The following is a 25,600-nucleotide window of genomic DNA, read 5'->3' on the forward strand; positions in this document are numbered from 1 at the left end:
ACGTTCAGTTAACCATCAAACGCAGGCATAAATTATCGGGATAGGGTGAAAAGTAGTTTTGCGTCTCCAGGTAACGATCCGGGTAGTCGCCCAGATAATGCTTCAACAGGGTCAGCGGAGCGAGGAGTGGCAACAGTCCATCACGGTAATGCAGAATCACATCCCGTAATTCGCCGCGCTGGCGGCTATTTAGCTGATTACGGAAGTAACCCTGAATATGCATCAGAACGTTAGTGTGATTTTTCCGTGACGCGGGCGTTTTCAGGATCGCCATCAGTTTTTCGCGATATTCCACGAAGAAGCTCTCAAGGCTTTCCCACTCGTGCAAAGAGGCGACGAAAGGGCCAATTTCCCGGTAGCCTGGCTGATGATGCGCCAGCAACTGAAGTTTGTAGCGACTATGGAAGTCCAGCAGCGCGCGGCGAGTCAGGCCATTTTCCCGCAGGGTATTCAGCTCATGCAAGGCGAAGACGCGCTCGACAAAATTTTCCCGCAGCACCGGGTCGTGCAGACGGCCATCCTCTTCAACGGGCAGCCACGGGTATTTCTCCAGTAGCGCTTGCGTAAAGATGCCAACTCCCTCCTTGCGCCCGCGATTGCCTTTTTCGTCATACAACCGCACGCGCTCCATACCACAACTTGGTGACTTAGCGCAGACGATAAAGCCAGACAAACCGCCTTGTGAAGAAAGGTACGAGTCTGCGAAAGCGGTCATTTTGTCCGTAACCTCATCGTGAGGCGCATGGCTAAAGCGCATTCGCAAATCCCCTTCGCTGGTCTGTACCAGACGTAGCGCCGGGCGCGGAACGGGCAGGCCGATGGCCATCTCCGGGCAGATGGGTTTGAAATTTACCCACTGCGCGAGTCCATCCATCACAAAGCCCATCCGCTTATGACCGCCGTCAAACCTGACTGCGGAGCCGGTTAAGCATCCGCTGATCCCAATGACTGGTTTAGTGCTCATGAATTTCACCTTGCCTGTGAACAATGTGGTAATCACATTATTAAAACTTAGACAAATAATAGTGTTTGTACAAGTTTAGAGGAAGGAGTTTAGAGCGCAATGACCTCGAGCGAAGCGACTTGCTGCTGCCAGAGTTCAATCTGATTTTTGCGGGTGGCGGTCAGTTTGCCGCTAGTGACCAGCAGCCATTTTCGATCCGGGAAGATCTCCGGGGCAAGCATGACAGGCGGCACGGGAAGCACGTCAATCCGCTGTCCTTGCCCTGTGCGCTTTAACGCTTCAAGCCAGATTTCGCAAGGGTCGGTAAGGTACCAACCGGTGATTAAGTAATTATCGCCCGGCGCTTTTTTATCACCTTCGAGGCAAAATGAGGTGTAGGAGATGATGATGCCGTCGAGGATTTCGCGCAGAGTCATTATCGCGGGAATGTTGGCGGAGACTTTACTTCGCAATGGACGCAGGAGTTCCGTGACCAACTCCGGGCGCGGATATTCGCGGCCCGAGTCGTAAATCTGTTGACGCAGAGACTCGATTTTTCCCTCTTTCAGCCGCTGCAACATGCTCTCCTGAAGACTGAGCCAGTTGTTTGTCTGACGTGTTTCAGGCCTTGCCAGCAAGGGTTTAACCTGGCTGACCGGAACGCCTTTTTTCACCCAGTCGAGAATTTTTAGCGCCTGCTCAACATCATCATCGCTATAAAGACGGTGTCCGCCATCGGTGCGCATCGGCTTGATCAGGCCATAACGACGTTGCCAGGCGCGGAGGGTGGTGGCGTTTATCCCGCAAAGACGGGCAAATTCACCGATGGAATAGGGCATAAGTCTCACCTGATAACAGAGAATATTCTCAATATACTACGAATATTACCCGGCTGAATGTAGCGCAGGATGTTTGCACTACACTTTATTTCCAACCGCGTAGATGAAAGGAGTTCCAATGAAGCTATGGCCTGTTGTGACCGGAGTCGCTATCGCACTGACCCTGGTTGCTTGTAAATCTCCCACGCCGCCGAAAGGAGTTGAGCCTATTACTGGGTTTGATGCCAGCCGTTATCTTGGCAAATGGTATGAAATCGCTCGCCTTGAAAACCGTTTCGAACGTGGCCTTGAGCAGGTCACTGCTACTTATGGCAAGCGCAGCGACGGCGCTATTAGCGTGCTCAATCGTGGATATGATCCGATTAAAAACAAATGGAATGAGAGTGAAGGGAAAGCTTCGTTCACTGGCGCACCAACGACTGCCGCGCTGAAGGTGTCATTCTTCGGGCCGTTTTATGGCGGCTATAACGTGATCAAGCTGGATGATGATTACCAGTACGCGCTGGTTAGCGGTCCGAACCGTGACTATTTGTGGATTTTGTCCCGAACGCCAACCATTCCGGATGCTGTGAAGCAGGATTATCTGAACACTGCGCGCAATCTGGGATTCAAAGTCGAGCAGCTCGTGTGGGTGAAGCAGTAAGTCATTGCCCCGGGTTCTGTCCGGCGAAAGATGCCTGAATCGAACCCGGTCATTATTACTGGCAGAATGCGCGTGTATCTAATCTGCGTTTAGCCTTGCTCTGACACCTGACCGGTATTTTTTTCTGTCGCCGCGACATTAGCTTTATTACTGGAATAGATGAAGCAAAGTGCAATTCCCAGGCAGACCACAGCGCCAAGGCGTGTCGCGGAGAAGTGAATGACCTCATTACCTAACCAGCCAAAATTATCAATAAGCATACTCATTGTCAGTTGACCTAAGATAACCGCAACCGTTGCAACAGCCGCACCAATACGCTGAACAGCCAGCACCATAATGACGATATAAGGAACACCACAAAGTGCGCCAAGCAACTGCCATTTCGGCACATCCAACAAGGTGATGGCATGCTTTGGTTCGAAGAAGAAAATAAGCAGGGCGGTGACCAGTGCCCCAACGGAGAAAGTCAAAAACGCACTGCGGAACACGCCAACGTTGCTGCCTAACTTTCCATTAATGGCAGCCTGCATGCTAAGGACCGCCCCCCCGATAACTGCCAGAAAAATCATTAATATATTCACAGGTTGACCTCAGCCTTTTGCCACAAGAAACAACGCAGCAACAATAAAAATCAGCGCAATAATTCGTTTACTGTCAATTTTGCGATGCGCCGCGCCGAACAAGCCGTAGTGGTCAATGACCAGGCTCTTGAAGACTTGTCCTGCCAGAATGCCAATCATCGTCATTGCAATCCCGATAATGGGAACCGCAACGGTCAGGATGACGACGTATACCGGGCCCAAAATTCCGCCCAACAAAGTCCATGAGGGTTGAGTAAAGAATGAAGGGCTGTTTCGTGGGCTAAAGAACAACATCAGCAAGAATGTCAGCGCCGCGCCGACTCCGAAAATGCTGAAAGTGGCCCATAAGTCGCCGACCTCGCCGCCCAGCGGCCCTAATAAACCCGCTTCAACGGATAACCCCATCCCGCCGGCAACGACGAGAAATATAAATAAAAGCTGCATATAACACTCTCCAGTGGCTTAGGTGCAGGATCCTATAACAGCGGGGGATAATGAAAAACGGTATAATTCAGGAAACACCTTTGCAGGAATCGCGATAATGTACGATCCGAGTGCCATTAATTTCCGCACGCTGATGTTTTTCATCGGTGTGTTTGACGAACAGAGTTTTTCAGCTGTCGCAAGGCGAGAAGGGGTCTCAGCGTCAATGATTTCGCGGGTGATCCTGCAACTTGAGGACACGCTTGGGCAGCAGCTTTTTTATCGTAATACCCGAGCAGTGATCCCCACTGAAGCGGGTCGGCTATTTATTGACTATGCCCGCACTATGACTGACCAGTTGAGTGAAGCGCGTAAGGCGCTGCTGGACCGATCCCTCGAGCCCGCAGGGCTGATACGAGTCAATGCACCGGTATTTTTTGGCCAGCGACATATTGCTCCATGGCTTACTGAACTTTCAGCCCGCTATCCGAGGTTGCTGATTGAACTGACGCAGACTGATAACTATATCGATCCACACAGGGATGCGGCAGACGTGATTTTCAGAATTGGTACACTGACGGATTCCTCTTTCCATGCCCGCATATTTGGAACCCAGCATTATCATCTGGCAGCTTCCCCATGCTATATAGCAAAGTATGGAGAGCCGGAGCTCCCAGCCGATCTCATTTATCATAAATGTCTGGTTTATAAAGGATCAGCAGGGCCAAACCGTTGGCTATTCAGGGAGCAAGGCGGCGGTTGGACTCATTATCCGGTAACCGGGTTACTGACATCCAATAATGCGGAATCTTTACTGACCAGCGCGCTGGGTGGTATGGGATTGGTTCTTTTCCCGGACTGGCTCATTGGCGACAGTCTTAAAAATGGTGATCTTGTCAGAGTCATGGAGGGATTCGAAGCGGCAATTAATACAGAGCCGCAGCATATCGCCGCCATTTATCCCAACGCGCGACGACCGCCATTAAACGTACGGGCGTTCATTGATTACTTTGTGGAAGTTTACGGCACGCCGCTTTACTGGCAGCTTGATTGATAATAGTTATATAGAAAGCGAAGTAAAATCCGATTACTCATCATAAGTTTTTAGTAAGCAATACGGAACTGTGGACGGCTGCCGGTCAGCTATTTCAGTTCCGTTTGTTAACCAAGGGTGATGGCATGGGAATCTGGCAAAGGGTGAGGTGAGTTAGCCTGGTGAGTTCTGAGATGGTATCGGGTTTGTATTCTGATATTTGATTTAACATAATATACATTATGCGCACCAAGATAAGCTAAGGCAGAATCCAGTGACTTTGTGGTTAGTCTTTACCATGCATAACATGTTCGTTCAATTGTCGCTTGGTTCGCATAACGGCTGAAATGTCTTGCGGCCTTTTATCTGAACTACTGGTCGTCCTGTTGTTTTTCTTCAGGACCTGATTTAAATGAAACGACTGATACTGACTTTGACTGCAACTGCATGCCTGATTGCTCCTGCTCTGGCGATGGCTGACAACATCGTGTGTCGTGATGGCTGGAGTATTGAACGACACGTCACCGGAAGTGCTGACAGTGGATTTCTGAGCTACAAAAAAGATGCTGGCACAATAAAACTATTCCATCATGGCAAACTGATTTCTCAGAAGCGCATTCAGGATATTCAGCAGTCTGTTTATCAGACAAGCGGCAGTCCACTTGTTAACTACGAGTTTGATGTTGGTAAGGATAACTTTTACATCCTCGCACTGGATATGAGTACTCAGGGTGTTTCAGGTGGTGCGCCAACCCTAGTTCTCTGGGGTGGTGATGCGATGGGAATTGAGTGCATTTTACAGGAAGGTGCTCAATGAAAATGTTAATCACCCTTCCCTTGATTCTATCTGCATCTGGTTTGCTGTTTTCAAATTCGTCAATGGCGATAACTCCATCACAGATGCAAATGAGAGTAAGCGCAACATGTAACTCATATGCCAGCGCATCCCGAATAGCTGACCCAAATGTAGTTTATGAAATGTGCCTCAATGGAGCCAAAGAATCTATGCAAGGTCGAAACTCCGTATGCGAAAGAAAAATACGGCAATTCAGGGAGCAAGCAGATACATTAGATGGAATGGGACGCGCTGAGTATATTGAAATCGCTCAGGCATATCGCATGGGTTGCAATGCCGGAAAGAAACCATCTCAAACAAATGATGAAAGCAAATCAACTGAAGTGAAATCTTTATCACCAGAAGAAATAAAAGAAAGACAGGATATTCAAAGTTATGGCACAGAGATACGCAATGCACTTGGCCGCATTAATGAAGGAGCGTCCAGTTTAACGGGGCAAAAGTGCTCTATAAATATATGGTTCGCTCAAAACGGAAATGTGTTGTCTACAAAAGTTGAGTCTGGTGATAAGGATGCATGCTCTTATGTTTTAAGCCGAATCAAATACATTAAGTTTAGCCCAATGAACAACAGTCAGTATAAAGCATTCAGAAATACACCTGTTGATTTTAGTTTCTAGAAACAGACTTTGATAAAGTGAATCTCTGATTCTTCTTTTATTAATTTTGTTACGGGTCTTCACTTCTGTGGAGACTCTCTTTTCTTTTAATATTATATAGTAATTGTTATTTGTCAGCTCAAGCCGCATTGGCTCTCCTGCGGAGGGCTTAAAACAAATGAAGTCCTTCATTGAACAATTAACAAATCAGAGGTGACAATAAGAGAAAGTAGCAATAAGAGAAGTAATAAACAGAATAAAACAATAAGAGTATATATAATAACAGCAACCCCGGAAGGGATTAGCCGAGCTTAATTACCGCGCCTTCGGCCTGTCGCTGCAAGGCGGAATCACTGCCACAACGCACGGAGTTGCTTTACATCGTATCAACGCTCTTGGTGGAACGCGAATGATGCTGGACACCGATGGTGTTAGTGGTGTCCCGGTTCGGGGAAATGGAAGTGTCACTCATACCAATATGTTTGGCAAAGCAGTAGTCAGTGACATTAGTAATTATTATCGTAATAGCCTGAATGTTGATCTTGAAGCTTTGCCAGAAAACGTCGATGCAACCCGCTCAGTGGTACAAGCGACGTTGACTGAAGGTGCAATCGGTTATCGCAAATTTGGTATTTTGGCCGGGCAGAAAGCAATGGCTGTGATTAAGCTTGCTGACGGTAGTTCTCCTCCATTTGGCGCTGAGGTTCGCAATGCAAGCGGGATTCAGACCGGAATCGTTGGAGATGATGGCACTGTATGGTTATCGGGTATTCAACCTAAGGAATCGATGGATGTCAGTTGGAATGATGGCGCAGAATGTCGTGTTGATTTACCGCCATCTTTACCATCCTTAGATAAAAATATTTTACTGCCATGCAGATTGCTAAAAACAAGCGAACAAGAACACGCGAAAGAGTAAAAGCGAAATAACGGGCAGAATAATACAGGGACTTCCCTATTATTCTGCCCACTCAAACTTACTGAAAATCTACGTTAATCACTCCACTCCATATCCTTAATCACTCTTATAGAGAAGAACGAATCAAATATGAAAATTCAAGCGAAAAAAATCACCACTGTTTTATGTGTTACTGCATTCGCACTGCTCGTGCAGCAAGCTAATGCAGCAATAGCGTTAGATCGCACACGAATCATTTTTGATGGCAGTAAAGACTCCATGTCTGTCACTATAAGTAACCAAAATAAAACATTACCTTACCTGGCTCAGTCATGGATTGAAAACGCAGAAGGGAAAAAAATAGAGTCCCCTATGATGGCACTGCCTCCGTTACAACGTGTAGAAGCGGAAGCAAAAGGACAAGTCAAAATTCAAACAAGAAGTGATACGGCATCCCTTCCGCAAGATCGCGAATCTCTGTTTTATTTTAATACCCGCGAAATACCACCGAAAAGCAGTAAGCCTAATACTTTACAACTCGCATTGCAGACGCGCGTAAAAATGTTTTATCGACCTGCCGCACTGGCCCTCGGCCAGGGAGCTGAAAATGAACCAGCCAAAAAAATAACCTTAACTCGCCAGGGGGATAGTTATCAAATAACGAACCCAACACCCTATTTCATCACTATTGTAGGGGCATCTACGGCAGAAAAAGGGAAAGATGTCGCCGGATTTAAGAGTGTCATGGTGAGTCCTAAAAGTAATATCTCTCTGGGCGGTAGTGCATCCTCTTTGGGAGCAAAACCTGTCCTGACGTTCATAAATGATTTTGGCGGAAGACCAAAACTGATTTTCAAATGTAGCGGTTCGACCTGTTCTGTTGAAAGTGTAAAGGCCGGCTGATAGCAAACAGGAAATATTCTGAAGTAAGCCCACGGAGAACGATATGAACATTCAGAATGCGCAGCGCCAATGTTTTGGCCATAAATTTATAAAAATAGTCATTTTGACCCTATTGGCGGGTGTGACACTGAAGCAGCAAGCTTTTGCAACTGAAGGCGAGCAAGGTGAATTACATGTTCATGGTCAGCTTGTGAGTGGAGCATGTGACTTAGACATGGGTTCAACATTCCAGGATGTCATGTTGGGCAATTATTCCCGGGGTGAACTACTGAATTCGGGAGATGAAGGACGGGCAGTGACATTTGTCCTGCGCCTACACAACTGTAAGCAAACGGGAAGTAACCAGATAAACCGTTACACAGGCACCCGTTCTTGGGACACGATCCAACCCAGTCTCACCGTCAGTTTTTTAGCTCATGCAGATGCCGATAGACCTTCTCTCTTTGCTGTCACCGGTGTAAGTGGTGTGGGGCTGTTATTACGAGATGGTTTAGGCCGACAAGTTTCCCCGGGTATGCGAGGGGAACCACAATTTGTTTCTGTATCAAATGATGAACTTGTCTATAAAATCTCGCTCGTCCGCACATCCGGGCCATTAACGACAGGTCAATTCAGAGCTGTCGCAGATTTTCAGGTGAATTATGACTAAGGGTAACACGATAATTAATATTCTCGGGCAACGGTTCTTGCGCGTCTTGAGTCTATTTCTGACCACTGCAGGATTGTTATTATCCCCCTGCACAGCAGTTCACGCAGATCCTGGCAGTAAATATGAGCTCAATATCAATATGACTGGCACCGTTATGGCTAATGGCTCTTGTGTATTCAATCAGGGAGGAACCGTTACCATAGATTTTTTACAAGTTAAATTAAAAGGTGCCAGTAATAATACCGTTGAGCTTGATGGGGATTACGTAAAACCCCTGGCAACTGAATTCACTTGTACTGGCGATTCTGCAGGTTTACTGCAAATGAGATTTAACTCTGCGAGCGGTACTTATGTCACACATGGTGGTACACAAGTACTCAGCACGACAAGTAATCTCATAGGTATACAGCTTTTGGTTAACGGTGAAGCCCAATCTATGGGGGAATGGTTTGATATTAATCAAAGCGCCCCTCCTGCACTTGAGGCTCAACTCGTTCAGCTCAGTACTGATAATACTGAGGATGTTAAGAATGGTGATACTTTTAGCGCATCCGGTACATTAATCATGGCATTTAATTGAGAAATTAGAGATGAGAAAAGTGAATATCCGAATTGCCCTCTCAATTATCAGCCTGTTGATTATGGGAACGGTGCCCAATAGTTTTGCTGCCCAAACGGGAGATCAGATAAACGTTAATTTTAAAGGAACCTTTAACGTTTCTTCCCCATGCACAATCAATAACAATGAAGTCATGGAGATCCCATTTGGCAACGTAGGAGTAAATAAAGTTGATGGCATAGCATATATACGCACTATCCCCTTCTCAATCGATTGTAACGGCGTGGCTGATAGCACCCCACTCTCTCTGAAAATAACAGGTATTCAGGAGAGTTTTGATGATGCCGCAGTGACAACAAATGCTGATGGCCTGGGGATACAAATACAATTGAATGATAAACCAATGGTACTGAATGAAGCATTGTCGACGACATTAGGAGAAGCTTCATCGTTTACGCTAAAAGCGGTGCCAGTAAAAGATCCGTCAAAAGATCTGACAGAACAAACTTTTACAGCCACAGCAACGCTGACTGCTGATTATCAGTAATATGGGACATAATACGAATGAATGACAGTCGGAGTTTAATACATTTTATTTACACAGGATTAGCCTGTGTCATTCTCGTTTTCACGACAGCATTCTCTGCCCATGCAGTCGATGACAATCTGAAGTTCGGGGGCACTTTAGTCAGCGAGCCATGTGAGCTTGATCCGGCCACAACAGATTTCGAGGTGGATTTTAGATCGGTGGTACAAAAGTCACTGTATTTATATGGCCGGACTCCCGCTATACCGTTCACCATCAATCTAATTAACTGCGATATCGCGCTCGCTAACAGCGTCACCATGACTTTTACCGGGAGCGAGAGCACAAATCTTCCCGGTTTACTGGCAGTGACAGGGACAGCAACGGGGATTGCTATTGGAATGGAAGATCAAGCCGGCATTCCAATACCCTTCAACGAAGCGACAAAACCTCTCGCATTAGAGGCAGGCACGACAAGTATTACTTTTATGGCTTATGTTGAAGGTGAACCTGATGCCATTGCGAACCAGAATATCGTGCCGGGAACATTCACCGCCATCGCCACATTTGAAATAGCTTACCCTTAATATAGCGAGGAACATAACATGCCAGAACAAACTCATCGATATCAGCGAAATATTAAGGTTATTGCATCTCTGTTTTTTTGTAGCGCATTGCTTTTTTCAAATCGCAGCGAAGCGAATAATCAGATTCCCAACCTTTACGGCGTTACCGCCAATAACGGATGGTACGGCATGGCATGCCCTAACGTAAACGGTGGAGAGATACCAGCAGTCGCATTTGCTACTCAGGATCCGATGTTAGCACAGAATAGGGGTTATAACTGTACAGTCACTATAGTGGGCACAGTTTACTTTCCAACACCCGGTCACTATTCAATAGTGACATATGTCAATGAGAATGCAATGGGATTAAGGGGACCTTATTCTGGGAGTGCAGAACTTAAAAGCGGAAAACAAACTGAATTTGATACGGTAACGCCACTTAATAAATTGAAATTAGCTGGAGTTGACGCCCTAACACCTATCCATCTTCCTACTACTTTAACTCATGGATGGACTTGTTTTGTACTCCGTAATACTGATACTAATCTCGAATATTCACTTCCTGCCGCCGAAGGTGCTTGCACGGATGTTCCCCCCCTTCCGCCCACTCCACCCCCGGCGCCAACATTCTGCACAATAAATAACAGTTCTGACCTGAACGTCTCACTGGGCTCTGTTGACCGTGCCCTTATTGGTACAAGCCCGGGTAACGGTACACTTCAAAACAAACAGATACCCGTCAGTTGCACCGGTGGGACTGTGGATGTGAATATGCAACTGGCTTACACCCCGCTCACGGTAAACGGTAAGGAAGTCGTGAAGTCGAGTTCCAATGGCCTTGGGGTTAGTATTATCTATAACAGTGAAGTATTAGCACCCACAGATATCGTGCCGGTGAGTTTCTTAGAAGGTTCCAATACTTTAGACCTGGCTTTTGAGATTGTGCGTGACCCTGCAGTGAGCATAGGTGAAGTGCCTACCGGAGAGTTTACCGCAAGCGCCACGTTGATTATGACTCAACAATAATATTCGTTAAAATTAATTTTTCATAATCATGAATACCCTTCATGGTTATGAACGCTGCATATTTCTACATATCGCATTTAAATCACCTCACATATAACTTATATAACCGCAAATTATTCCCGGAAAATAGCTAAATGCTAAAATTTATTATATTAATTGCCTTGTGTTCCTTTTGTATCTACGTGCCCAACTCGGGCGGAAAGGGATTTGAATTACCTTATAATAACATTATAATTTTTTGGGCAGGCATCACTGTATTATGCATAGCCTGGCGCCAGAGGATTTTAGCAGATAGCCCCCTAAGCACGCCTCTGATATTAATCGGCGCAGGGTTATTGTTTCTCCCATGGATTTTATATAGCGGGATTAACTCCGGAGCCTGCGTACTCTTATTCGGAATGATTATCTGGTATATACTTGTCAGTGTGCGTTTAACGCCGAAGCATAAGAATTATATTTTAAAAGTAATATTTTTCGCATCGCTTTGCCAGATGGCACTGGGGATTATTCAGACATTTTCCCCCATGATGGCAAAGGAGGTAATGGAGTATAACTGGCTGATTAACAGCGGAAGACCTTATGGTAGTTTTCAGCAAGTTAATCTCTTTGCCAGCTTTATTGCCTCAGGTATAGGTTGCGGGTTCATTATTTATCTGTCAGAAACACGCCGCGCTTATCGATATTTATATCTTCTTGGGCTTGGGCTGTTATCTTTCATTCTTGTTATCAATCAATCTCGTGCTGGGTTAATCGGTGAGATTGTTACACTTGCTATTATTTCCCTGCTTCATCGTAAAGATAAATCATTCCAGATTTTCACAGCATTCATTGTTTTATTATTAACCTCACTGGTTGCGTGGTATATAAAAGAACACGTTCATATTACGCTCGGTAATAATAGTTATCTTTTAGCCCGTGATTATGATTCTTCCACCCACGCTCGCTGGGGAATTTTGACGACAACATTCCAGATGATACTTCAAAAGCCCTGGTCTGGTTGGGGATATGGTAATTTCGAGTATGCGTTTAGCCGCTGGGTACTGATGCACCCGCAATCTTCCTTCACATATTCTGAAGTTGTCACCCACCCCCATAATGAACTGTTATATGCCTGGTTCCAGGGGGGAATAATTGCGCTAAGTGGAATATTAATATTGCTTGCCGGGTGGATAGTGATCGTCATCCGCGCATCAAAAATGGGCCGTACCGAATATTCATATGCTCTTCTGGTTTTGCCATTACTTGCACATTTATGCCTGGAATATCCATTCTATCAATCATATGTGCATTTCATATTATTTATTGTTCTACTTCGCATCGGTGTTGTTGACACAGTGGCGTCGTCATCTCATGGACATGAAATGACAGCGTGGAGAAAATATGGCTATTCTGCCATCGGTATATTATTTGTCTGTGCATCTGCGGCAGGCCTTTATTCGAACAATCAACTCACAAAGACTGAGCGTGATAACTTTGTAAACTTCCCGACTTCTATACCGTGGTATTTTTCAATTCAACAAAATCGTGTGGAATTTGACAGCATGGTCTCCCTGCTCATCGCCTACAATTTCTCAGCTGACCCGGCTAATCTTGATGAGTTTATGCGCCGAGCAGAAAAATGGACGAGTAAACATAATGATAAGAATATCTACAAAAGTATGATGCAAATCCTTAAGTATCAGGGAAGAACAGCTGAGTTAATTCAATTGCAATCAACGTATGACAAACTTTTCCCATCCACAAACGCTGAAGATAACACCACTCAAATGACCCAGTGAGAAGAGTACTGAGCGCGCATTTTATACTATAAAAAAAGATGGGTTGGACTCACCAACCCATCTTTTTTGTTAAAAGCTCTATTGTATCTGTAAGTATTTCAAACCCGATTTAGGTTAGTCATTTACATCAACAACCTCCATGCTGTAAATCAGCAGAGAGTTCACCGGTACGGGATGTTCCAGTCTGACGGTGCCCTCAACCAGCGAAGGCGGGATCAGTACCTGAATTTTTCCGCCTGCATGCAGTAATTTAACGGTGTCACGTAATGCAGGCATCATATTTTTAACGCGGAAAATCTGGTTAGCGTTTTGCACCGAAGGCTCATCAACCACGGTGCCGTCAATCAGCGTTCCTTTAAAACGAATCGCCACCGTCGAGTCATCAGTAATATTACTCCCCTCGCCCTTGCTCTCCACAATGTAATAGAACCCTTTCTGCGACTTTTTAGCGCCCTCGCGTTGCGAGAAATTAGCGATATACGTATTACTGGTAGCCAGACGTTTATCATTTTGAGCCGCCGTCAGAACCTTAATTTGCTCGTCAAACACTGACAAAGTGTTATGCACATCGTTATCGCTCATTTTCTGCTGATGGTTAAAGGCGTCCATCATCCCGGCCACCAGAATGTCTTTATCCAGCGTGATATGTAGTAATTTCTGTGCAGCTATCTGATCTTCAATATTTTTTGCCATGCCCACGCCGGAAGCGTAGGCACGTTTTTGTTCTTCGCTGTCGAGTTTAAATACTGGTGCGCTCTCTTTGGCCGCCTCCGTCGGTGTTTCTTCACTCACCGTTTCAGCTGGGATCACCGGCAGCGACGTCGACTCAGGGGCAGAATTTTTATTTTCTTCAGGCACTGCTGCGTTGGCCTCGTTGGCCGGTGGGACTGTTGCGGCTGGCGGCGTTATTTTCGTGGTGTCTTCAGGCTTCGCGTCCGCAACCTCGGGTTTAGCGGGTACATCCACATTCACAGATGATGGAGGAGGAGAATCAGCCCATGCCTGTGTTTGCGAATATAAACATGTCATGAGAGTTAAATATAAAAGTGAGTTACATTTCATTTGGGTCATCTGTCAAAAAAATCACGCCGATAAGGCAAGGTTAAAGCATCATCATTTAAACTTTATCGTTTTCAAAACATTAAACAGTCCTATTTAAGACTGAAAATGTTAAGGATAGGAAAATAATGAAGGTAAGACGGAATCCATTTATTAATCCGCCTCATTCCCCTGGTGACTAATACCTCTGATATTTCATTCTCCAGCGCGACAACCGTATTGACGGCTGTGATTCAGGTAAGCCATTACCGCGGCGCTGGGTTCGTCTTTCCGACTGACCATCATCAGATTTGCTGACAACTCCTTCGAATCAAGCACCCGATAAACGACACCGGGGATGGCCACCTGAGCTAACGGCGCGGGAACCAAAGCAATACCCAGCCCGGCACCAGCCATGGCGAGGACGCTCAGTGAACTGGAAATACGCCAGGCAATGTTCAGGGAATCGCCAAGTAGCCTTTGTAACTGAGTATCCAGTTGCGAATCCACATCATTAATTGAGTACACAATCATCGGCTCATGGGCCAGCATGTCTATTGTCAGGCGCTCTTTATCGGCGAGTCTATGATCGCTTGCCATCACCACAACTCTTGACCATTCCCCCACGCATTCATAGACAAGGGCTGAATCATGCTCCGGATAGTAATCCGGCATATAACCCACATCCAGAGTCCCGTTCTGAATGGCTTCATGTTGCAACTGCGGCGCAAGTTCCTGGCAAATCAATTCAGCATCTGGATAAACCTGATGAAATGAGCGTATGTCCTGCATCAATCGCCCACTGAAGACCGCATTGCCGGCAAACCCTATCCGCACCCTGCCCGTTTCTCCACGCATGGCGCGCTCAACCGCGAGGCGGGTATGTTCCACTTGTTCGAGTGTGCGCGTGGCCTCAACCTGCAAAAGTTTCCCGGCTTCGGTGAGTTCAACGTGGCGGCTGGTACGAATGAATAACGGGCCGCCCAACTCAGCTTCAAGGGCTTTAATCTGCATACTTAAAGCAGGTTGAACAATGTTGAGCCGTTGCGCCGCCCGGCCAAAATGCCGCTCTTCGGCGACGGCTAAAAAATACTTCAGGTGACGTAAATCCATAACCACTCCATTAATCATTAAAAATGATTAATCAGTAAAATCTATATATTTGAGCTTATCGTACTTTGCATCCAAACTAAATCCAGTCAACTAACAGGAATTGAAAACATGCAAAACCAACTACAAGATCGCCAACAACTTAATGACCTTATGAATGGCTGGATGCACCGCGATTTAGGCGAATGGGACCAGTTACGGGATCTGTTCCATCCTGATGGCACCATTGAAATTACCTGGTTTGAAGGCTTGGGAAGCGACTTTGTCGATGGTTCAATGCGCATGGGGGCTTCCGCACTGCGCACTAAACATCTCATCGCCACTCCTGCCATTACCTTCAATGAAGCCGGGGATAAGGCGATTCTTGAAACCAACGCGATCATCATTGCCGAGAACGTGAAGCTCAATATTGGCTGTGAGTGTCACAACCGTTTTTACGATCTCGCAGAAAAAAGAAATGGCGAGTGGAAACTGTTCCACCGCCAGAGTGTTTACGATATCGGCACCTTTACGTTCCCGTTAGGTCCGGTGGATATTGACCCGGCGATTGTTGTGAAGTATCCGCGTGAATATGCCGCTCTGGCCTATTTGCTGGAACAGAGCGGATTCCCTCTGGGCCGCGTATTCGCCACGCGCGGCAGCGAACTTGAAGCAAAAATGAAAGCCGACGGTAAGCGCTGGTTGGTCGCCTTTTAGGCCGTAGCTCCCAGGCTTATTTCCACCACATGCCGTTGACCATCATCCAACAACGCTATGGTATTTCCGGGTAACGGCACGCCATCCACTATCAGCTGATAATCACCCGTGCTACGCTGCGCGTTAATCTGATAATCACTTGAGCCGTGGCGATAAACCAGGCTCACTGAAGGCCAGTCGCGCGGCAGTAACGGATGAGCCGTGATTGAATCGCCGTGGCGCTCAACCCCCAGCAACGTTTCGATGATTAACCGATACGCCCAGCCTGCCGAACCGGTATACCAGCTCCAGCCACCGCGCCCGGTATGCGGCGCAACGCTGTAAATATCCGCCGTCATCACGTATGGCTCGACCTTGTAACGCGCTATCGCATCCGCATTAAGGCCGTGATTTATCGGATTGATCAGCGCCCAGAGTTGCCAGGCCCGTTCGATATTGCCGCTGCGCGCAAAAGCCATCACCGCCCAAATAGCCCCGTGAGTATATTGCCCGCCGTTTTCACGGACGCCAGGCAGGTAACCCTGAATGTAACCGGGGTTTGGCCCGTTGCCGTTAAATGGTGGAGTCAGCAGTTTTATCAGCCCTGCCTCGCTATCAACCAGGCGCGAGTCCAGCGCCTGTATCGCTTGCGCACAACGTTCCGCACTTCCCGCGCCCGACAACACCGCCCAACTTTGGGCAATAGCATCTATCTGGCACTCTTTCGCACTCTGCGAACCGAGCGCTTCTCCGCTATCAAAATAGCCCCGGCGATACCAGGCGCCATCCCAGGCACCCGCCTCAAGTTTGATTTGCAGTTTTGCCGCCTCTTCACGACACAGCGTGGCTATTTCTTCATCGTGGATTTGCTCGGCAAGCTTCGCAAATTGCTGCAAAACATCGTAGAGGAAGAACCCCAGCCAGACGCTCTCGCCCTTGCCTTCCAGCCCGACCAGGTTCATGCCATCGTTCCAGTCTCCCGCGCCCATCAAAGGCAAACCGTGTTGACCAAAACGCAAACCGTGGCGAATGGCTTTTACCCCGTGTTGCCACAGCGTTTCTTCAAGCGCGCTTATAATCGGCTGTTCATAGGCCGATTCTTCGCCCGGCTGCAATTCACGGCCTTCAAGGTACGGCAAAGGATGTTCGAGTAAGCCGATATCACCGGTCGTCGCCACGTAATGGCAAATAGACAGCGGCAGCCAGAGATAATCATCCGAACAACGGGTGCGAACACCATTGCCTAACGGCGGATGCCACCAGTGTTGAACATCCCCTTCCACAAACTGACGCGAAGCGCAGAGCAGGATTTGCTCGCGTAGCCGTTCTGGTGCGGCATGGCTCAAAGCCAGCGTATCCTGAAGCTGATCGCGGAACCCGAAAGCGCCACCAGACTGATAGTAGCCGCTGCGAGCCATCAGGCGGCAAGCGATGGTCTGATACAGCAGCCAGCCATTGGCAAGCAAGTTAACCGCAGGGTCAGGCGTGGAAACGACAATCTGGTCAAGCATGCGATGCCAGTAACTGTGAACATTCGCCAGCTCGCTGCGGGCGGCATCTTCATTCAGATACTGGTTAATCATCTGCTCCGCATCCTGCGTGTTCTGCCCGATACCCAGCACAAAAATAAATGTCCGCTGATCGCCGTCAATGATGGTGGTGGCAGACTGAATCGCACCGCACGGGTCCAGCCCCGCGCCGGTTTTACCCGACAAAGTACGCTGTTTCATGGCCGCCGAATCACGCTGTGAACCATTGCGCCCCAAAAACTCTCGGCGGTCGCCCGTCACTGAACAATGCACGCCCGTCACCGCAAAGAAAGCGGTTCTTTCCGACCCATTGCTACTGTAGAAATTATTCGCCAGCACCCCACAGCCAAGCCCGGTCGTCGAGGCGCGAGTCACCACATGCATCGCCGATTTGCTGCGAGACTCGCCCAACGCCCATTCCACATAACCGGTAACCGAGATTTTGCGTGTGCGCCCGGAGGTGTTACTGAGCGTCAGAATGGCAATTTTGACCGGGGCATGTTCCGCCACCAGCACCGTTAATTCCGTGTCGATGCCTGTTTCACGGTGCGCGAAAACGCTGTAACCAAAGCCGTGACGGGAAAGATAGTGCCCGTTGCCGCGCACCGGTAACGTGGTGGGCGACCAGACGGCTCCGCTTTCTTCATCGCGCAGGTAATACGCTTCCCCGGAACGATCGCTGATCGGATCGTTTTCCCACGGCGTGAGGCGATACTCATGGGCATTCTCATACCAGGTATAGGCTTGCCCCGCCTCAGAAATAACGGTACCAAAACTGGCATTCGCCAGTACGTTTGCCCACGGCGCGGGCGTCTGGTCGTTTTCATCAAGCGTAATCTGGTATTCACGGCCATCTTGCGAGAACCCGCCGCGGCCATTGAAAAACACCAGTGCGCGGGTATCCGGCTGCCACGGTTCGTGCTGATTAGCCGGTGTAGCAATGCGCGGAATAAACGCTTGCTGGGTTGGGATCGTCACCTGCAGCCGCTGATTGAGCTGCTCTTTCAGGCCACCAGCGCGATCATCAAGGACAATTTGCGCCACACTCAGCAGCAAAAGCCTGTCTTCTGCCGACATATGCTCGCCGTTACGCACAAAAATACCGCCGGGTTTGTCTATCTGGCTGGCTTCAGAACCCGCCATCAGCAGTTCTACTATCTGATTTTGTAACTCCTGCTGATAACCCCCAGGATTATCATTGAGAATCACTAAATCGACGGCCAGGCCTTTTAAGCGCCAGTAATGGTGCGCCTGAATCATGGTGGTGATAAGCAGAATACTTTCATCGCTGGTGATATTAAGAATGACGATCGGCAGGTCGCCGGAAATAGACCATCCCCACAAACCTGACTGCCCGCGCCGGTTACGACACAGCGTTTTCGCATCCGCACGCAGTTCGGGGCCTGGGAAAAGCACCGCGCTTGCCAGGCGGTTAAACAGCGTTGCATCGTCTTCATTGGCATTAATCTGGCGCAAGACTATCTGGCTATGCGACCACGCGAGTTCAAATACGCGATCGGCAATCGGATGGTCATGATATTTCTCCACCAATGCCAGGCTTTGCTGGCGGCTTTCCGTCACGCCATAAATAATATCGACCGTCACCGGCAAGCCAGGCTGTAAAACGATGGACTGGCGAATGGCAAGAATCGGGTCAAGTACTGGCCCCACGCTATTACTGAGCAAACCGCCTTGTTCAGTCACAATGGCATTGGCGGGTGTTCTTCCGCGCCCAAGGAATTTTGCGCGGTCAGTTTCAAACGAGATTTCGTTTTGCGCCTGCCCGTGTACCACCATGGTATGAAACATCCACGGGCAACGTTCATCCGGCGAGCGAGGGCGACGATGGCAAAGAATGCCGTGCTGCTCGGGAACCAGCTCCGTCTGAATAAACAAATTACTGAATGCCGGATGCGCCATGTCACTTTCATTGGGCGCCAGAACCACTTCGGCATAAGTCGTCAGCTCGATGGTGCGCGGTTGCCGCCCCCGGTGCAGCAGCGTCACACGCCGCAACTCAATATCATCTTCGGGTGAGACAACAATCTGCGTTTTCACGCCAACCGTTCCCGCCATAAGTTTGAACTCGGCTCCGGCATCGGTAAATATCGCGTCGTACTGGGTGACGGGCTCACCGAGCGGTTGCCAGGTATTACTCCACACTTCATTTGTGACAGGGTCACTGATATAGCAAAACGCGCCCCAGTTATCGCAGGTCGCGTCGCTGCGCCAGCGGGTTAACGCCAGGTCTTTCCAGCGACTATAACCGCCGCCAGACTGGCTAACCATCAGGTGATAATTTGAATTCGATAACAACTGGACTTCGGGAATCAGGCTATCAACATCAGTAAACTCGCGGGTTTCATACTGAACAGGTTGCAGGACCCCTTCGTGAGATTCGAAATGGCGACGCGGGCTGTACAACTCAACCGCATCAGGCACCCTTTCTTGCAATAACAAACGTGCCGACTGAAACGCCGGGCTGGTCATGAATCTGTCTACCATCGGCGCACCTGAAAGCACATGCGAAAGTGCCTGGAATGCCATTCCCTGGTGGTGCGCCATCCACGAACGCACCACGGCATACATCTGGCCGCTGGCCAGGCGTGACGGCGTGTAGTCCAGCGACTCATAAAAACCGTATTCCCCACGAGCGCCGTTTTTCTCAAGTTTCAGAAGATTTTCACAGGCTTTATGCGGCGAGATAGTTAACGCCATCATGGTGGCATAAGGGGCGATCACCATGTCATCCGCAAGCCCACGGCGTAAGCCAAGCCCTGGCACACCAAAAGCGTGATACTGATAATTTTGCAGCGCATCGAAGGAGTAGTAACCCGACTCCGAAATCCCCCACGGCACGCCCCGCTCTTTGCTCCAGTCAATCTGGCGTTTCACCGCCGACTGGCTCATCTCTTCGAGCAGGCTTCCGGGATAGGTCGGCATCACCAGGTTTGGCATCAGATATTCAAACATTGATCCGCTCCACGACATCAACGCCGTTTCGTTATCAATGGTGGTAAACAAGCGCCCCAGCGCGAACCAGCTTTTCAGCGGTAATTGATTGGTGGCAATCGCAAGGAAACTGGTCAGGCGAATTTCAGAGGGCAGCAAATCGTAATGGCTGTTATCGAGCTTATTGTTGTCGCAGTTATATCCCACACTCAGCAGGCTGGTGACTTCGTTATACAGGAAGACGAAATCCATTCGGGCGTGTTCAGTCAGGCGTTGTTCCAGCTCGGTAATAATATCCAGACGCGTGCGAGCCTGGCGAATCACGGATTCTGAGGGTGTGCCTTCGCCGCTATGTTTCGCCTGCGCCAGCCAGGATAGCGTGGGTAGCGATTCACTCTCCCACTGCGCGGGCAGCCAGCTGAGGAAATGCGTCCACTCGTGGCAGATAAGCACTAACTGATGCTGAAGATGATCCACCCAGCGGCGAATCCTCCCATCCTCGTGACTACACAGGGCGTGCAGGCGATTACTTTGCGCCCGCATATTTTTCAGTTCTGGGAAGAGTAACGACGGATGGAGTGTAAACGCCGTTTTGCAATGGTTATGCAACTGACGCAACGACGTCGGGGCATGTTGACCCCAGGTTTTCTCGAGGATTTGCAACGTGTCCTCAAGCCCCATCAGCAATTGCCGGGTGTTAAGGATCGGTTGGTTACGCAGCCCGGTTAAACCCGCGCTAAGGGTAAGCAAATGCCCGGCCATATTCCCGCTATCCACACTTGAGACATAGCGTGGATTGAGCGGAACTAGGGTGAGAGTGTCATACCAGTTATATAAATGCCCCCGGTAATGCTCCATTTTATCCAGCGTGTCGAGCGTCAGCGTGATGCGTTGCAGCATGTCACCTTGCGGAATATAACCAAAATCCCACGCCGTCAGGTTGGCCATCAGCGACAAACCTATGTTGGTCGGCGAAGTGCGATGAGCAATCACCGGCTGGGGAATTTCCTGGTAGTTATCCGGCGGTAGCCAGTTTTCTTTCTCAGTGACAAACGTTTCAAAAAAGGCCCAGATCTCGCGGCTACTCTGGCGCAACAGGCGTTTGTTTTCAGCATTAAACGTGATGGTCTGGCGGACAGGTTCGCGGCTCAACCAGCTTAATAACAAAGGAGCCAGGCACCACAGGACGCCAATGGGTACCGCAAAAAACAGCAGCATCGGTGAAAGCCAGGATGTCAGAGCGATTAACGCAATACCTGAAACCACATTGAGCCACATCGCGCGATAAAAACGCAGCGGTGAAGTTTTTGCTCCTGACGCGGTTTGGTCAAAACTGGCCCACTGATTGAGGTTGTGATGGCTAATACCCAGACGCCATAACGTCACCGCAATGGCCTGAAGCGAATACCCGGCTTCATGAGGAAGCGTGATAAACCCCATGCCAACGCGCATCAGACGTTTAAGTCCTCCGTAAGAAACCAGTTTGAGATGCTGCAAGAACGGTCGTCGGGCGGGTTTGTTCGCGAGATCCTGGGCCAGAACCAACGCGCCAGGAAGTAGCAGCGCAACGGCCAGCACCGCCAGCCAGAACAAGGGATTCGGAACCAGCAAAATGGCGCAAAATACCAGTATCAGAAATGACGGTGCGACCAGGCTGCGGCGCAAATTATCCAGCAATTTCCAGCGTGAAAGCGTGGTCAGCGGGTTTTTGTCATGCGTTCCGTCCGCCTTTCTGACGTTGAATTTCAGCCAGTTAAGCAACTGCCAGTCACCGCGTATCCAGCGGGTACGCCGGGATACATCAGTCAGGTAATGATTAGGGTACTGCTCATAAAGCAGAACTTCACTGAGCAACCCCGAGCGAGCATAGCATCCTTCAAGTAAATCATGGCTCAGTACCAGGTTTTCCGGGCAGGTATTGCGCGTGGCTTGCGCAAAAGTATCGACATCATAAATGCCCTTGCCGACAAACGATCCTTCGCCAAACAGGTCCTGATAAATATCCGATGACATCATCGAATACGGGTCATTCCCCGGCACATTACTGGACATCGCCGCATAACGTCCCTGCCCGTCACGCGGAATTTCCTCCGCAAGCCCAGGCTGCAAAATCCCATATCCTTTCACGACGCGCTGTTTTACCGGGTCGTATACCGGATGATTGAGCGGGTGCGCCATCGTCGCCACCAGTTTATGAGCGGTATCTCGCGGCAGAACGGTATCGCTATCCAGGGTGATGACATATCTCACGCCGGAGGGTGGCGTGATGGCATTGCCGTGGACTTCAGAAAACTGCGCTGCGGGTTCGCGTAACCAACTGTTCAGCATCGACAGTTTGCCGCGCTTACGCTCATACCCCATCCAGACGTTTTGCTGTTCATTCCACTGCGCCGAACGGTGAAGCAGGAAAAACAGAGGCTGGGAGACAGAGGCATAGCGCCGGTTCAGATTCTGCATTTGCGCTTCCGCCCAGTGCAGCAACTCGTCATTTTCCACCGAATTTTCATCCGGGGAATCGGCGAAATCCGTCAGTAAGGCAAAGTACAGGTTTGGCGTGTTGTTACCGAGATAGCACACTTCCAGGCTATTCAGCAGCCGGTCGATTCCCGCCCGACTGGTGAGCAGACAAGGAATCACCACCATCGAACAAAACTCAGGCGGAATGCCCGTCGAGAAGTCCATGCGTGGCAACGGCATGGGTGAGCGAAAACGGGTTGTGGCTTCACTCAGCAAATTGACCGCTAACTGGCTGACAATCACCACCAACGGCAGCGCCAGAAGCACCAGCGGCCAGGTCATACCTTGCTCATGGGTACGGGACAAAACATGGGCAGTAAAGGCAGTCGTCAACAGGCTGAGACTACCCAGCCAGGAAAGCAGCGGAATTTGATTAAAACTGTGGCGCAACCGGACCACCCAGGACGTATTAGCCCCAAGCTGTTGTTCGAGTGCTACGCGCCCTTCACCGATTAAGTAATACCCCACATGATGCCCGGGCGATGCGGCGTCCGCAGCCTGAGCCATTCCCAGAATATGACGCGCAACTTCCGGTTCACTGTGATGGCTGTGCCTGGCGAGTATTTCAATGATGTGCCGATAATGGTCGCGGGTATCAAAATGCATTGCCGGGTAAATCCCCGACGGGTCGCTACGCAGTGTTTGTTCAACCAGGCTCATGGCTTCGGCGAAGTCTGCCCAGTTGGTTTCACTGAGCAGACGCAAACCGGCGATGCTGTTACTGACGGAAAGCTGGCTGGCGGCAAGTTGCTGGTTAAAGCGATGAATCAGATAATCGGTCGTGACACCGGTTTCCGCCAGGCGCTGTTCAACCCAGGTCAGCGGCAAAGAGAGCATATTCCCTCGCCCCTGTAAGCGGCGAACCAGTTCCGCCACAAAAGCACTGCTTAATGGTGGGCGCGAACGTGCCATATCCGCAATCACCATAATCAAATCGGCTGGCGTGTTTTCGGCACATTCAAAAATTCGCGTCACCCAGACATCTGCCAGATTGCGCTCTTTCTGAGCTTCGGCCACTTCGATACTGACCCGGCGTAAATTCTCAATCAGCGCCAGGCGCAACATGCCCGGCAGCGCCCAAAGCTCGCCGAGCGTTAACGGTGTTACCTGCTGATACGCCGCAATATAACTGGTGAGACTGACCGCATCCCAACGCCCATCGGCATGCGCAATGGCTTCGGAGGCAATATCATAAATACGTGGGCAATTGTGCGGCGCGGCAAGCGGTGGAAGCCCCTTGCCAAAGTTCTTGGGCAAATGATGGCGAACCACGCGGATCTGTTCTTCGATCAGATAATAGTTATCCAGCAGCCATTCACCCGCAGGCGTAATACCCGATTTTTCACCCGCGTTGAGCAGATAACAGTTGCTGGTAATGATCGCTTCGTTATCTTCCAGGCGTTTCAGCAAATAGTAAGGCAGCCTGGTGGTCGATATTTTATGGGAACGCGCCAGCTTCTGGCCGTAACGTTCCATTTGAGCAGCAGAAAATAGCTCTGATTTGATAGGGCTTTCATTTGCGGGTTCTGTACCCAACCAGCCGGGGATTTCTGAATGGGGCTCCAGTGTGTTACTCGCGGTAAACCACTGTTTTAAATTTAATTTCATGAATTTGCTCGTCAGGCGATGTGAACGCGCAGGAGCAGTTGTTCAATCAAATCAGAAACGTTCTCTCAGGATGGGGTGTCAGGCATCAGGGATTTAACAGCTGCAAGATTCTTCAAAGTATAGGTTAAAACTTGTTCGTTTTATTCTTGCGGGATTTTCGTCAGGCGTGCCAAAAAGAATAATCAGCGCGGAACGACGAAGAGTGATTTGCATTTTGGGCAGAGCAAGGTTTGCCCCTGACGGATTTTGCTGGCGGCAAACTGGGATTTGTTGCCACAGATCGGACATGTCACGGTGCCGTTAGCGGCATTTTTGAAGCGTTTCATTGCGGAATCTAAGAAGGACATGATGATTTACCTTTCAATGAATGAGGTTCATCGTATCACGCCCTGAATAAATAACGCACAGTTATCGGTTGGTCTGTTTCAATAGATTAGCGAGCCAGGCTGGAGTCTTTGAAAAAGGTTTCAAGTTTGCGTTTCTGCGCGCCGTTCATGAAATCTCACCAGGCTTCAGGTTCGCGCAGCATATGAACGATATTACACGGACTCATCACCCATCCTCCTTTAAAACCCTCTGGTAGCGGCTCGACCGCATCACAGCGAACAACACCAGAATCTGCAATATGTTTTTCAGCCAGCTTGAAATCCGGGGTAAACAGTTCGAGCCAGACTTCAGCCTGGCTTAATGCTGGCGCTTCATCTATCCACAAGCGGTTCGGGCCAAGTTCGAACCCGGTGGCGGGCGGTTTATCGGTAATCTCAGGAAGCCCGAGAACATTGCGGTAAAAGTCGAGTGTCTGTTGAAACTGATGGGGTGGAACTTTGATGGCAATATCAATCCCACCTTTAAATTCTGCGCTCATAAAGTTCTCCTTATTGATGGTTTTTAAACGCTGTTTCGATCATTTCAGTCAGATTGTGCGGATAAACCAAATCAGAAGTCGCGAGCAACTCGTCTGCACTCCACCAGTGATGGTCGCTGATTATTTTAACTTCATTATGGCTCCAGCACTGGGTATTTATCGCATGACTGCCCGAGCGCACCACGTAATATCGCTCCTGCGCCTGAACGACTTCTCCGCTGGGTAGCTTCATGATGAAGTCTCTGCGCGCGACAGACTCCCCCATATCCTGGCAAACAATGCCTGTTTCTTCCTGTAGTTCCCTGATGGCGGCTTGCTCGAAGGATTCACCTGCTTCAACTCCGCCACCCGGCGTGGCCCAATAAGACTTGCCTGCCAGCGCATCATCCTTGTGGGTGTATCTGAACAGTAATAGTCGCCCTGCTTCGTCAATAATCAACAATCTGGCTGCGGGTCGCTTTCTCAATTTTATTCTCCTGTCTGA

The 25,600-nt window shown here is 49.1% G+C and carries 22 protein-coding genes and 1 pseudogene; 13 read left to right on the forward strand and 10 right to left on the reverse strand.

What is annotated here, in order from left to right:
• Positions 1-4 precede the first annotated feature (4 nt).
• Positions 5-964: a DUF523 and DUF1722 domain-containing protein gene (locus M2371_RS05600; RefSeq protein WP_259267111.1), complete on the reverse strand. Its 960-nt coding sequence runs from the start codon at positions 962-964 to the stop codon at positions 5-7.
• An 89-nt stretch (positions 965-1,053) separates the two neighbouring features.
• Positions 1,054-1,782 carry a MerR family transcriptional regulator gene (locus M2371_RS05605; RefSeq protein WP_259267112.1) on the reverse strand — a complete coding sequence of 243 codons (729 nt, stop codon included), beginning with the start codon at positions 1,780-1,782 and terminating at the stop codon, positions 1,054-1,056.
• A 118-nt stretch (positions 1,783-1,900) separates the two neighbouring features.
• On the opposite strand from M2371_RS05605, the gene M2371_RS05610 reads away from it, so the two are divergent.
• Positions 1,901-2,425, forward strand: a complete 525-nt coding sequence (locus tag M2371_RS05610; RefSeq protein ID WP_034495371.1) for a lipocalin family protein — start codon at positions 1,901-1,903, stop codon at positions 2,423-2,425.
• An 89-nt stretch (positions 2,426-2,514) separates the two neighbouring features.
• Here the strand turns inward: M2371_RS05610 and M2371_RS05615 are convergent, their stop codons facing one another.
• Together M2371_RS05615 and M2371_RS05620 are read right to left on the reverse strand one after the other, a co-directional pair.
• Entirely contained in the window at positions 2,515-3,006 is a 492-nt protein-coding gene (locus M2371_RS05615; RefSeq protein ID WP_172894269.1) for a DMT family transporter, read from the reverse strand.
• Between the two features lie 9 nt (positions 3,007-3,015).
• Entirely contained in the window at positions 3,016-3,450 is a 435-nt protein-coding gene (locus tag M2371_RS05620) for a DMT family transporter (RefSeq protein WP_259267113.1), read from the reverse strand.
• A 97-nt stretch (positions 3,451-3,547) separates the two neighbouring features.
• Between M2371_RS05620 and M2371_RS05625 the strand changes: the two genes are divergently transcribed.
• From M2371_RS05625 to M2371_RS05675, 11 genes and pseudogenes are all read left to right on the forward strand, one after another.
• A complete protein-coding gene (locus M2371_RS05625) occupies positions 3,548-4,483 on the forward strand; it encodes a LysR family transcriptional regulator (RefSeq protein ID WP_259267114.1) in 936 nt (311 codons plus the stop codon).
• Between the two features lie 391 nt (positions 4,484-4,874).
• Complete coding sequence (locus M2371_RS05630; protein WP_259267115.1) at positions 4,875-5,279, forward strand: hypothetical protein; 405 nt, start codon at positions 4,875-4,877, stop codon at positions 5,277-5,279.
• Positions 5,276-5,938, forward strand: a complete 663-nt coding sequence (locus M2371_RS05635) for a cell envelope integrity TolA C-terminal domain-containing protein (RefSeq protein WP_259267116.1) — start codon at positions 5,276-5,278, stop codon at positions 5,936-5,938. Before M2371_RS05630 ends, M2371_RS05635 begins: the two co-directional genes overlap by 4 nt.
• A 286-nt stretch (positions 5,939-6,224) precedes the next feature.
• A pseudogene (locus tag M2371_RS05640) lies at positions 6,225-6,836 on the forward strand (fimbria/pilus outer membrane usher protein); the annotation flags it as partial.
• A 129-nt stretch (positions 6,837-6,965) separates the two neighbouring features.
• A complete protein-coding gene (locus tag M2371_RS05645; protein WP_259267117.1) occupies positions 6,966-7,718 on the forward strand; it encodes a fimbria/pilus periplasmic chaperone in 753 nt (250 codons plus the stop codon).
• Positions 7,719-7,761: 43 nt separating this feature from the next.
• Positions 7,762-8,367 carry a fimbrial protein gene (locus M2371_RS05650; RefSeq protein ID WP_259267118.1) on the forward strand — a complete coding sequence of 202 codons (606 nt, stop codon included), beginning with the start codon at positions 7,762-7,764 and terminating at the stop codon, positions 8,365-8,367.
• On the forward strand, positions 8,360-8,947 hold the full coding sequence (locus M2371_RS05655; protein ID WP_259267119.1) for a fimbrial protein: 588 nt from the start codon (positions 8,360-8,362) through the stop codon (positions 8,945-8,947). The genes M2371_RS05650 and M2371_RS05655 overlap by 8 nt, the downstream gene beginning before the upstream one ends.
• A 10-nt stretch (positions 8,948-8,957) precedes the next feature.
• Positions 8,958-9,473: a fimbrial protein gene (locus tag M2371_RS05660; protein ID WP_259267120.1), complete on the forward strand. Its 516-nt coding sequence runs from the start codon at positions 8,958-8,960 to the stop codon at positions 9,471-9,473.
• 17 nt (positions 9,474-9,490) lie between these two features.
• Positions 9,491-10,039, forward strand: coding sequence for a fimbrial protein (locus tag M2371_RS05665; protein WP_259267121.1), 549 nt, complete (start codon positions 9,491-9,493; stop codon positions 10,037-10,039).
• Positions 10,040-10,057: 18 nt separating this feature from the next.
• Positions 10,058-11,044 carry a fimbrial protein gene (locus M2371_RS05670; RefSeq protein WP_259267122.1) on the forward strand — a complete coding sequence of 329 codons (987 nt, stop codon included), beginning with the start codon at positions 10,058-10,060 and terminating at the stop codon, positions 11,042-11,044.
• 134 nt (positions 11,045-11,178) lie between these two features.
• Positions 11,179-12,822, forward strand: a complete 1,644-nt coding sequence (locus M2371_RS05675) for a PglL family O-oligosaccharyltransferase (protein ID WP_259267123.1) — start codon at positions 11,179-11,181, stop codon at positions 12,820-12,822.
• Positions 12,823-12,936: 114 nt separating this feature from the next.
• Here M2371_RS05675 and M2371_RS05680 read toward each other — a convergent pair whose 3' ends face one another.
• Positions 12,937-13,788 (reverse strand): FKBP-type peptidyl-prolyl cis-trans isomerase N-terminal domain-containing protein, encoded by an 852-nt coding sequence (locus tag M2371_RS05680; RefSeq protein ID WP_259267124.1) that lies wholly within the window; start codon positions 13,786-13,788, stop codon positions 12,937-12,939.
• A gap of 288 nt (positions 13,789-14,076) precedes the next feature.
• On the reverse strand, positions 14,077-14,973 hold the full coding sequence (locus M2371_RS05685; protein WP_259267125.1) for a LysR substrate-binding domain-containing protein: 897 nt from the start codon (positions 14,971-14,973) through the stop codon (positions 14,077-14,079).
• Between the two features lie 108 nt (positions 14,974-15,081).
• Here M2371_RS05685 and M2371_RS05690 point away from each other — a divergent pair, with 108 nt between their 5' ends.
• Entirely contained in the window at positions 15,082-15,666 is a 585-nt protein-coding gene (locus M2371_RS05690; protein WP_259267126.1) for a nuclear transport factor 2 family protein, read from the forward strand.
• Here M2371_RS05690 and M2371_RS05695 read toward each other — a convergent pair.
• The 4 genes from M2371_RS05695 to M2371_RS05710 form a co-directional block, all read right to left on the reverse strand.
• The gene (locus tag M2371_RS05695) at positions 15,663-24,251 is read right to left on the reverse strand and encodes a glycoside hydrolase family 94 protein (RefSeq protein WP_259267127.1); all 8,589 of its coding nucleotides are present in this window, start codon (positions 24,249-24,251) and stop codon (positions 15,663-15,665) included. The two genes, M2371_RS05690 and M2371_RS05695, sit on opposite strands and share 4 nt — an antisense overlap.
• A gap of 182 nt (positions 24,252-24,433) precedes the next feature.
• The gene (locus M2371_RS05700; protein ID WP_156104872.1) at positions 24,434-24,598 is read right to left on the reverse strand and encodes a YnfU family zinc-binding protein; all 165 of its coding nucleotides are present in this window, start codon (positions 24,596-24,598) and stop codon (positions 24,434-24,436) included.
• Positions 24,599-24,753: 155 nt separating this feature from the next.
• Positions 24,754-25,116, reverse strand: coding sequence for a VOC family protein (locus M2371_RS05705; protein ID WP_259267128.1), 363 nt, complete (start codon positions 25,114-25,116; stop codon positions 24,754-24,756).
• A gap of 10 nt (positions 25,117-25,126) precedes the next feature.
• The gene (locus M2371_RS05710; protein WP_259267129.1) at positions 25,127-25,582 is read right to left on the reverse strand and encodes an NUDIX hydrolase; all 456 of its coding nucleotides are present in this window, start codon (positions 25,580-25,582) and stop codon (positions 25,127-25,129) included.
• Positions 25,583-25,600: the final 18 nt, after the last annotated feature.

The sequence above is a fragment of the Buttiauxella sp. BIGb0471 genome, from assembly GCF_024807715.1.
Lineage (GTDB): Bacteria > Pseudomonadota > Gammaproteobacteria > Enterobacterales > Enterobacteriaceae > Buttiauxella > Buttiauxella agrestis.

Bases quoted from the DNA above. Each gene is read 5' to 3' on its own strand.
- M2371_RS05660 (WP_259267120.1), top strand. From the start codon at position 8,958: ATGAGAAAAGTGAATATCCGAATTGCCCTCTCAATTATCAGCCTGTTG.
- M2371_RS05620 (WP_259267113.1), bottom strand. From the start codon at position 3,450: ATGCAGCTTTTATTTATATTTCTCGTCGTTGCCGGCGGGATGGGGTTA.
- M2371_RS05690 (WP_259267126.1), top strand. From the start codon at position 15,082: ATGCAAAACCAACTACAAGATCGCCAACAACTTAATGACCTTATGAAT.
- M2371_RS05685 (WP_259267125.1), bottom strand. From the start codon at position 14,973: ATGGATTTACGTCACCTGAAGTATTTTTTAGCCGTCGCCGAAGAGCGG.
- M2371_RS05600 (WP_259267111.1), bottom strand. From the start codon at position 964: ATGAGCACTAAACCAGTCATTGGGATCAGCGGATGCTTAACCGGCTCC.
- M2371_RS05695 (WP_259267127.1), bottom strand. From the start codon at position 24,251: ATGAAATTAAATTTAAAACAGTGGTTTACCGCGAGTAACACACTGGAG.
- M2371_RS05625 (WP_259267114.1), top strand. From the start codon at position 3,548: ATGTACGATCCGAGTGCCATTAATTTCCGCACGCTGATGTTTTTCATC.
- M2371_RS05675 (WP_259267123.1), top strand. From the start codon at position 11,179: ATGCTAAAATTTATTATATTAATTGCCTTGTGTTCCTTTTGTATCTAC.
- M2371_RS05605 (WP_259267112.1), bottom strand. From the start codon at position 1,782: ATGCCCTATTCCATCGGTGAATTTGCCCGTCTTTGCGGGATAAACGCC.
- M2371_RS05670 (WP_259267122.1), top strand. From the start codon at position 10,058: ATGCCAGAACAAACTCATCGATATCAGCGAAATATTAAGGTTATTGCA.
- M2371_RS05650 (WP_259267118.1), top strand. From the start codon at position 7,762: ATGAACATTCAGAATGCGCAGCGCCAATGTTTTGGCCATAAATTTATA.
- M2371_RS05630 (WP_259267115.1), top strand. From the start codon at position 4,875: ATGAAACGACTGATACTGACTTTGACTGCAACTGCATGCCTGATTGCT.
- M2371_RS05655 (WP_259267119.1), top strand. From the start codon at position 8,360: ATGACTAAGGGTAACACGATAATTAATATTCTCGGGCAACGGTTCTTG.
- M2371_RS05700 (WP_156104872.1), bottom strand. From the start codon at position 24,598: ATGTCCTTCTTAGATTCCGCAATGAAACGCTTCAAAAATGCCGCTAAC.
- M2371_RS05705 (WP_259267128.1), bottom strand. From the start codon at position 25,116: ATGAGCGCAGAATTTAAAGGTGGGATTGATATTGCCATCAAAGTTCCA.
- M2371_RS05645 (WP_259267117.1), top strand. From the start codon at position 6,966: ATGAAAATTCAAGCGAAAAAAATCACCACTGTTTTATGTGTTACTGCA.
- M2371_RS05665 (WP_259267121.1), top strand. From the start codon at position 9,491: ATGAATGACAGTCGGAGTTTAATACATTTTATTTACACAGGATTAGCC.
- M2371_RS05610 (WP_034495371.1), top strand. From the start codon at position 1,901: ATGAAGCTATGGCCTGTTGTGACCGGAGTCGCTATCGCACTGACCCTG.
- M2371_RS05635 (WP_259267116.1), top strand. From the start codon at position 5,276: ATGAAAATGTTAATCACCCTTCCCTTGATTCTATCTGCATCTGGTTTG.